General features: G+C 57.2%; 12 protein-coding genes. 7 read left to right on the plus strand and 5 right to left on the minus strand.

The genetic code is table 11. The features are described from left to right. Positions 1-104, minus strand: a 104-nt coding sequence (locus tag IVA74_RS10180) for a transposase (protein ID WP_247340152.1), incomplete at its 3' end; no start/stop codon positions are given. A gap of 281 nt (positions 105-385) precedes the next feature. Here IVA74_RS10180 and IVA74_RS10185 point away from each other — a divergent pair. The 3 genes from IVA74_RS10185 to IVA74_RS10195 all read left to right on the plus strand — a co-directional run bounded on the left by IVA74_RS10185 (position 386) and on the right by IVA74_RS10195 (position 1,325). Further along, positions 386-568, plus strand: a complete 183-nt coding sequence (locus tag IVA74_RS10185) for a hypothetical protein (RefSeq protein ID WP_247342401.1) — start codon at positions 386-388, stop codon at positions 566-568. Between the two features lie 117 nt (positions 569-685). Then, positions 686-835, plus strand: coding sequence for a hypothetical protein (locus tag IVA74_RS10190; RefSeq protein WP_247342404.1), 150 nt, complete (start codon positions 686-688; stop codon positions 833-835). A gap of 184 nt (positions 836-1,019) precedes the next feature. Next, the gene (locus IVA74_RS10195) at positions 1,020-1,325 is read left to right on the plus strand and encodes a hypothetical protein (RefSeq protein ID WP_247342421.1); all 306 of its coding nucleotides are present in this window, start codon (positions 1,020-1,022) and stop codon (positions 1,323-1,325) included. Positions 1,326-1,407: 82 nt separating this feature from the next. On the opposite strand, the gene IVA74_RS10200 is transcribed toward IVA74_RS10195, so the two are convergent. Further along, entirely contained in the window at positions 1,408-1,611 is a 204-nt protein-coding gene (locus tag IVA74_RS10200; protein WP_247342407.1) for a cold-shock protein, read from the minus strand. 1,058 nt (positions 1,612-2,669) lie between these two features. Next, the gene (locus IVA74_RS10205; protein WP_247342409.1) at positions 2,670-2,828 is read right to left on the minus strand and encodes a hypothetical protein; all 159 of its coding nucleotides are present in this window, start codon (positions 2,826-2,828) and stop codon (positions 2,670-2,672) included. A gap of 232 nt (positions 2,829-3,060) precedes the next feature. Here IVA74_RS10205 and IVA74_RS10210 point away from each other — a divergent pair, with 232 nt between their 5' ends. Together IVA74_RS10210 and IVA74_RS41135 are read left to right on the plus strand one after the other, a co-directional pair. Continuing rightward, positions 3,061-3,729, plus strand: coding sequence for a hypothetical protein (locus tag IVA74_RS10210; protein WP_247342412.1), 669 nt, complete (start codon positions 3,061-3,063; stop codon positions 3,727-3,729). Between the two features lie 110 nt (positions 3,730-3,839). Further along, complete coding sequence (locus IVA74_RS41135; RefSeq protein WP_346730933.1) at positions 3,840-4,085, plus strand: putative addiction module antidote protein; 246 nt, start codon at positions 3,840-3,842, stop codon at positions 4,083-4,085. A 209-nt stretch (positions 4,086-4,294) separates the two neighbouring features. On the opposite strand, the gene IVA74_RS10215 is transcribed toward IVA74_RS41135, so the two are convergent. Next, positions 4,295-4,498: a cold-shock protein gene (locus IVA74_RS10215; RefSeq protein WP_247342407.1), complete on the minus strand. Its 204-nt coding sequence runs from the start codon at positions 4,496-4,498 to the stop codon at positions 4,295-4,297. A 490-nt stretch (positions 4,499-4,988) separates the two neighbouring features. Here IVA74_RS10215 and IVA74_RS10220 point away from each other — a divergent pair, with 490 nt between their 5' ends. Next, on the plus strand, positions 4,989-5,318 hold the full coding sequence (locus tag IVA74_RS10220; RefSeq protein WP_247342414.1) for a PilZ domain-containing protein: 330 nt from the start codon (positions 4,989-4,991) through the stop codon (positions 5,316-5,318). A gap of 608 nt (positions 5,319-5,926) precedes the next feature. Here IVA74_RS10220 and IVA74_RS10225 read toward each other — a convergent pair. Next, complete coding sequence (locus IVA74_RS10225) at positions 5,927-6,586, minus strand: transcriptional regulator (RefSeq protein WP_247342416.1); 660 nt, start codon at positions 6,584-6,586, stop codon at positions 5,927-5,929. Positions 6,587-6,662: 76 nt separating this feature from the next. On the opposite strand from IVA74_RS10225, the gene IVA74_RS10230 reads away from it, so the two are divergent. After that, entirely contained in the window at positions 6,663-7,451 is a 789-nt protein-coding gene (locus tag IVA74_RS10230; protein ID WP_247342418.1) for an outer membrane beta-barrel protein, read from the plus strand. Positions 7,452-7,611 lie beyond the last annotated feature (160 nt).

Genomic DNA, 7,611 nt, shown 5'->3' on the forward strand with positions numbered 1-7,611 from the left:
TGAATACCAAGGTCTTTGGACGCCTGCGCATACGACACGCCGCGCTGCTTGATCAGCCGCACGGCCTCAAGCTTGAACTCCCGCGTAAACTGCCTTCTCTCCATGACGCACCTCCTGCTCCATAAAACACCTAACTTGGTGTCTTCGGAACCGGGTGCAGCTCAAAGGCACCTTCAAGACCCATGCTGAATGCCAGGCTTTCGTTGATGGCGTTCTTGCTGTGATCGACGCATAATCGACGATACTCGTTTTGGTGTGTTCGGTCATGTCAGGCGGGAGGTTGTTGAGTTGGATCATTTGTATTTCTAAACGAACGGGGATGTCGGGTTGCGTACACCGCACCGTGTGTTAAACCGCGCGCCCAACGATTGAAGGAGCGCCCGCCTTGGCCAAGAAGAAAAAGAAGACTGTTCGTCGCGAATGGACGCGTGACGATATCAAGGACCTGAAGGCGCACTCCAAAGCACGGACGCCTGTCGTAAAAATAGCCAAGATGACGAAGCGAACCGAGGGCTCGCTACGCCAGAAGGCGCTGTACTTGGGAATTGGTCTGGGGCATCAGCGGTAATCGTCATCGTCGAATGACCTCCGCGCGTGCGGTTCCAGAATTAACCCGGCGCGCGCCCATCAAGCTTAACGACGGAATGATCGCGCGAGCGCCGGTTGCAGCCGCTAGGCTGCAAACATGGCGAAGCGCAACCGTCAAAAAGACAAGCCGACATGGGCACCATTCGACCCGGAGACCGCGGCTCGATGGGCAGAAATCCTTCGCTTGCGAGAGCAGATTAAGAAGGCGACTGCTAAGCGCAAAAAGAAGATCAGACGGCTGCGCTGACGCCCTAAGTGGAAAGCGCCTTCGCAGCCACCGCAGACCCGAAACGCTGGCGAATTGGTCCAGCTTTGCGCCTAGCTGAACGACGAGGTCGTTGGACAATTTACTTCCCTAATGAATGTGATTTGGACGGTGACGGTTCGACGTAATCCGTCGGAACGATCTCACCGGAAGCCCGTTGTCTCCCATGGTCAAAACGTCCGATAAATTTCGCGAAAATGCCGAGAACTGCCTGCAACTCGCTGAGGGGTCGACGAATGCGCAGGCGGCACTCCGTTACAAGCGGATGGCGCGGGCTTGGTCCGCCTTAGCGACAGAACAGGATTGGCTCGACGGTTATACGATACAAAGTGATCAGGCCGGCGAGTTGGCGGCAGATGCGATCGATGGTTTGCTCGATCAAGATGCTAGCGCCGCTGATGTCAACGCTCGTAAGAGCCGACTCATAGATGGCCCAGTTGAGTTTCGGAAATCGCGCGTGGACAACTGTTGATCATCAGCCACGCGTCTCGTTGTGCCGAGGCGTCCTACCGACCTTCCGGACGTGGCAAACGCCGCCAACCCGCTTGGGTGTATCAGCCGATTCTTAGATTTTCCGCCGAGTCTTTACCGCGATTGTTCACCACGTCGAAGCTGACCTTGGCTCCCTCTGCGAGCGAGGTGTAACCAGCCTTCTCAACCGCTGAGATGTGAACGAAGACGTCCTTGCTGCCCGAATCCGGCTGAATGAACCCGTACCCCTTCGTCGGGTTAAACCATTTGACGGTGCCTATAGCCACTTAACTTCTCCATTCTTAAAAACCAAAACTAGTCCTCGAAGTTTGACTAAAGAAAGGCTGGTCGCGACACGCGCCCGCGCCCGCTCATCCTAAGACCCGCCGCGTCTTGGCGAGGCCCCTCACTTCCCTCAGCGCCGCCTGCCCTCAACTCCCCCGTCGCCAGTCCATCGGTGGCAGAACTCATCATTTACCATCTTGCTGTACGATGATGGTTCGCAGCCCTTTTGCTGGCATGAAATCGATGTCCAACAATCGACAAAGAGATACGTCCGTGGTCGCCTGAAGAAGAAGCGCAACTGCTTGCGCTACCGGATGAGGGCATGACTGCAACCGAGCTCGGCGAGCGGTTAGGTCGCACGCAGCAGGTCGTCTACGGTCGGTTGCAACGTTTCCGCAAACAGCGAGACCGAATAAGCCGAACCAGCGGACGCGCCTTCGCGCAATGGATTGGTTAGCCAGGGAACTATCCCTCACAACATCCGTCGCGACTTGGCGTTATTCACCGCCGGGACGGGTAAGAAGGCGTCCCTACCGCCGTTACCGACACGATCGAACCCGCGCGCGCTCCTATCGGACCGCTAAGCGTAGGAGCAAGCCCAAGAGGATCGACGGGCTGGTTATTCGGGACCGTGACCAAAAACAGGCAGCCTCAGGTTGCGCCTAGCCCACGGGAAAAGCCGCAGCGTGGTTCCAGCCCCCACTGCGGCATTCCCGGACACCTTGAAATCGGTTTTGGTACTTAAATCTCGCCGGTGTTCTCACAGTAGAACACCCCGTTCCGAAAATGGAGTCGGTACAACTACCGGAGTCCGCCGATCTACCCATTGTCGTTAAAGGGGGAACATGGCACGGATCGCATTCCAGCCCCCAAATGCTCCCGGCTGCCGAATCCAATTGCGGATTTGAGCGCCGGAGCCTCGAAAGTTAAGGTCGCAGGAACGGCCAGAGACTGCTCCTGCGACCGACGCCGCGACGTTCCGCACGATCGGCGCGGCGGCTGCAACTGTTAGCACAGAGGCTAGTCAGAGCGAATGGCGGCCGCGACAATCCAGACGACCTTATGAATTGAGCGGCTTGTCGTCTCGGTTGAGAAACCCGAGCCGTCGCTCCAGCTCTTCCTTCTTGGCCACGAGCCTCACGGCAAGAACGTCATTGACGAGCGTGTGGAGTCGCCACAGCTCTTTAACCGACATGCTCTCAAAGGGCTTTCGTTCCATGAATCCCCCGACTCACGAATTGTCTATAGCTTGGGCCTACAAGGGGAAGCTGGCAACTAGTCGTCTGTGGAGCGCGGAAGGTTAGAGGCGCCCGCGAACTTTAGCTGTTCTTCTGACTGATCCTCTCCGCCGTCGGTGCGGCGTGCCAATCCTTCTTTGCTCAGCTTCGAGCACGCGGTTGCGAAGGGCTTCGAAGATTCCGCCGGATGCTGCGTCGGCCGACGCAGAGGCGTTGACTTCGATCAATGACGACATTGTAAGGCTTGCGGGACAGCGCCGATCGACGATCGTAGTGGTTGGTTCCTTGGCCAGATCAAAGATCGCATGGAAAATCGAAACTTTTGCCGAGGCGGTCCTCTATAGGATCGTGGCGCTTGCCGAAGGGACGGCCCATTCATGGAATGCGGCGATGCCGCTACCGGCCTTTCTGTCCATCCGAGCACTCGTTGAAACTGTGGCCTTGCTTGTCGACTTTCAAATCCGCGTTTCGCAGCTGCTCGAGGCCAGGGATCTGAAGGGCCTGGACGAACTGACGATGAACAGGATCTTTTCAAGCCGCGACGAGGAATGGCTGAAGCAGTCCCCTGAGTTCAAAACGGTGAATGTGCTCACACACATCGAAAAGCTGGACAAGCTTTTGCCCGGCGCGTTGAACCACTACAACCGGTTGTCGGAGCGTTGCCATCCAAACTCCCTCGGTCATCATCAGATGTACACCACGACAGACTACAGCAACGGCACCGTGACATATGACACTCGAAAGGCAATGCGCGACGTGCCGGCCATCATCGCGGGCTTGACGCTGTTGGCGGTAACTGATCATTCTCTTAGAGAACTGACCACTCTCTTCGAACTAGTGTCAGAGCTTCATCACCGTATAAGCCCTTCATCACGCGCATGAGGCGCGCCATCCGCAGTGACGAACCAAGACGAGCAGCCGATGACCGAACTATACGATGGAATGCTTGAAAATATCCCGTCAGACCCCCGCATGGCCGAACACTATGCCGAATTGCTGGAGAGGCATTCGAGTCGGCCGAAGCTCGCACGATCTGCAGGGCCATTGGGAAGGCGCTAGACAACTTCAACATTTCACAAGTCGCAAGAGAAGCCGGTCTGCAACGAACGAGCATTTATCGAGCCTTCGGGAACGAACGGCTTCCAAACTTTTCGACTGTTCTTGGTGTGCTCACGGCCATGGGATTGGAGATCAGGGTAGTCCCCCGGCGACGTCGCAAGCAATCGCCTACCTTTTGATGCCATCAGCGTCGTTGTCGTTAAAGAGACCCATGTTGTGGTCTCGGCGCTCGCGCGTGGACAAAGGGCTTCCGAAAAAGCACGGGTAAAGGTTTGGTCCTTCAAAATACCACCCGCGGCACCCGAACTGATCAACTGGCCGTCGAGCGGGCGGCGAGTGCCAACAGCAAGCAATGACTAGCGACCACTCGTAGCGACTGGCTGCTGCGTCAACCTATCCGTAGATTTTCCGCCGAGTCTTTTCCGCGATTGTTCACAACGTCGAAGCTGACCTTAGCTCCCTCTGCGAGCGAGGTGTAACCAGCCTTCTCAACTGCGGAGATATGAACAAAAACATCCTTGCTGCCAGAATCCGGTTGAATGAACCCGTATCCCTTCGTCGGGTTGAACCATTTGACGGTGCCTATAGCCACTTAACTTCTCCATTTTTCAAAAACCAAAACTAGTGCTCGAAGTTTGACTAAAGAAAGGCTGGTCGCGAGACGCGCCCGCGCCTTGGACCACCCGACACCCGACGCGCCTTCGATGCCCCTCACCTCCACCACTTCCGCCTGCCTTTAAGCTCGCGGCGAAACGTCTTCCAATCGGTGTCGTGTTCTGGCTGGATCGCCGCGCCAGCGTGGTCATTCGCATATTGATGCACCACGCGCCGCGTAGGCGTCGATTGACGTGAGCAGAGTCTTGCCTCCAACCCAGTGCGTGCTCGAATTAACCACTAATTCCGATCAATTCTAATTGGAGAACAACACTGCTTGTTAGCGTGGGCCCCACCGGCTCAACGTGTGAGTATGGCCGTTTTTCGGGCTTCGGCGGGACCGGAAAACTGACTTCGTAAAGGGCGAATCGCAATCGCAGCGATCGCTTCGATTCGAAAGTTACCTCCTCATCTTGGAGCATCTCGCCATGATCGAACGTCGTGCAATGGAGCGCATAACGATTAACCGGGCGGCGCAGCTGTCATTTGGTGGAATTCGTGGGACACATCCATGTATGGTGCGCGATATCAACGCCCTTGGGGCCTGCATCTCCACACCCTACTACGTGTTTGCGAATGAATTTGTACTGTCGTTCAACGGCCATTCCGCAATCTTTATCTGCCGCGTCGTGTGGAGAAAAGGAACTCTTTGCGGCGTCTCGTTCCTTCTGCGCCATCGCTCGCCGAAATCGGCGGACTATTTCAGCGACCCCCAAACGTGGCAGTTGAGTAACGAGCGACTAACGATTGCGCGCTGACGCTCCTCAGTCGGAATAACGACGAGGTCGTTGGACATTGGTATCCTTTAACTGAAGGCGCGCGGTAGATCTGCGGTCGGGCGGGTTTGCGTACAGCCGGGCGGCCCTATCATTGGTCATAGTGCGCGCCTTTCCGGCGCCAAATGTGCGCTAGTTCACAAAGCGTCTGTCGGGAATTGGACTAGAATTCCTCATAGGCGCCGGCCTTGGCTTGGCAGCACGAACATTCACATTCTTTGATGCGAGTGCGCCCGCCGTTACTGTTTACTTTGAGGCGTTTTTTTCAGTGGCTTTTGTGTTGGGGGTATTCATGCAGAATTCTCGCGGGACCCTTCTCGCCCAACGATTCAACGAACTCTCTTCCGAACTCTCAAAATTGGAAAACCTTCGACTTCAGGTCGAAGAAGTCGAGCGACGCATCCGCAGTGCTCCCGCATTCCGGCCGGCTCAGCGCAATTTCGTCATCGCGCGTACCGCGCCTCTGCTCCGACGAGAGCGAGCGCCTTGACCCGATAGATAGCGGGGGCTGTGCCGCCTCCGCAGCCACCGCAGACCCGGCAGGCGAAAACGGCAGGCGTGTGATTTGGGACCGGCTCCGCGTCGAGGCACTACGCTCGGGAGCCGCCCGCAGGCAGCTTAGGCGGACGGCCCAGCTTCGGTCGCGATGTTCTTGGCTTATGCGGAAGTGCAACCACGACCAACCGTACTCTCAAAGCTGCGAAAAGTGCCAATACCCGGCTCAAGTGAGGATCCACCTTGCCTCCGAACGTCTTGTAAATCGTTCTCCGCTGGATGCCCGACGCTCGCGCCAGCGCTGAGACATTCTGACCCAACACGACTTCTTTCAACGCAAGAATGGCCTCCTCGGCATGGTTGCCAACGAAGGCCTTGGTCAGCCGATTGGTGAGCGGTTCGGCACTGTCAGGCTGCAGCGCTAAATCCATACCACCGCCTGCAGGCGCGATCGCGGCCTGAACATTCAGCGCGTCATAGAGCTTCAAAATCCGGCTGATTTGAGGGTCGATTCGGCCGCCGAACGTGCTGTACAACCTGTCCCGTCTCAGACCGGCGTCCCGTGCAAGCATCCGAACATTCTGCGCCTGCATGACCTGGCTCAGCCCTGTCGTCGCCGCCTCTAAGTCGTTTTCCGCAAACTTATCAGTCAGATACGCGGCGATCGCGTCGGGGTTGTCGCGAAATAAGCTGACCAGGAGAGCTTTATTATCGGGCACCATTTGCCTTCGTTTATCGCTCAGTGTGTCGTCCAAGATACAGCATTCCTGTCGGTTCTAGGTAGGATGCCCGTCAACGAACCGCACGCCGATTAAATTGGGGACCTTAGAAATGAAAAAGACTTTGCTTGCTCTGACTGCATTAGCCGCGATGACCGGTTCGGCCTCGGCCGCTGACCTTGCTGCCCGTCCCTACGTGAAGGCCCCGATGCCGGCGCCCGTCGCCAACTGGACCGGCTTCTACATCTTCGGCGGCGGCGGTGGCGGCCTCTCGAATGCCGACCAGCACATTAATGACACCGCCACGGGCACCCCGCTGACGATCGATCAGCGTCAAGGCGGTTCCGGCTGGTTCGGCACGGTCGGCGCGGGCTACGATTGGCAGTTCAACGGCACTTGGGTCGCCGGTGTGTTCGCTGACGGTCAGTTCGGCAGCATCCGTTCCACCATTCAGGACCCGATTTTCGACATCACCGGTAACCAGAAGCTGGAAACCTCCTGGGCCGCAGGTGTCCGTCTCGGTTGGCTCGCGGCCCCGAACGTCCTCACCTACGTCAACGGCGGTTACTCGGGTGCTCACTTCGGCCGCACAAACTTTATGGACCTCGCCGGTGTTGATGCTGGCGTCCATCTCAATGGCTACAACCGCAACGGCTGGTTTGTCGGCGGCGGCGTCGAGAACAGCCTGAACTTCTTCGGCATCAACTCGCCCGGCTGGTTCATGAAGACCGAATACCGTTCGGCCTTCTACGAGCGCAAGACTCAGAGCGAGCTCGACAACGTCACCAACCTCCCGTTCGTGGGCGGGCACGACATCCGCGCCAACAGCTGGAACCAGACGATCTCGACCTCGCTGGTCTATCGCTTCAACTGGAGCGGCCCGGGCATCGGCAGGTACTGATCTGGTCTAACCTTTCATACGTCAAAGCCCCGGCATCGTCCGGGGCTTTTTCGTTGGTCTCCTAGGGTCTGTTGGGATTCATCTGGAGTTTATCGCGGCCGCGGCCAGATAGATCATTGAAGTGAAGCTCTGGTCGGTCTTGTCGGCGCGCATTGCGATC

The sequence above is a fragment of the Bradyrhizobium sp. 132 genome (assembly GCF_023074185.1).
GTDB lineage: Bacteria > Pseudomonadota > Alphaproteobacteria > Rhizobiales > Xanthobacteraceae > Bradyrhizobium.

What these genes read in the sequence shown, in the direction of transcription:
- IVA74_RS10195 (WP_247342421.1), top strand. Translation starts at nt 1,020, where the DNA reads ATGGTCAAAACGTCCGATAAATTTCGCGAAAATGCCGAGAACTGCCTG.
- IVA74_RS10205 (WP_247342409.1), bottom strand. Translation starts at nt 2,828, where the DNA reads ATGGAACGAAAGCCCTTTGAGAGCATGTCGGTTAAAGAGCTGTGGCGA.
- IVA74_RS10230 (WP_247342418.1), top strand. Translation starts at nt 6,663, where the DNA reads ATGAAAAAGACTTTGCTTGCTCTGACTGCATTAGCCGCGATGACCGGT.
- IVA74_RS10220 (WP_247342414.1), top strand. Translation starts at nt 4,989, where the DNA reads ATGATCGAACGTCGTGCAATGGAGCGCATAACGATTAACCGGGCGGCG.
- IVA74_RS10190 (WP_247342404.1), top strand. Translation starts at nt 686, where the DNA reads ATGGCGAAGCGCAACCGTCAAAAAGACAAGCCGACATGGGCACCATTC.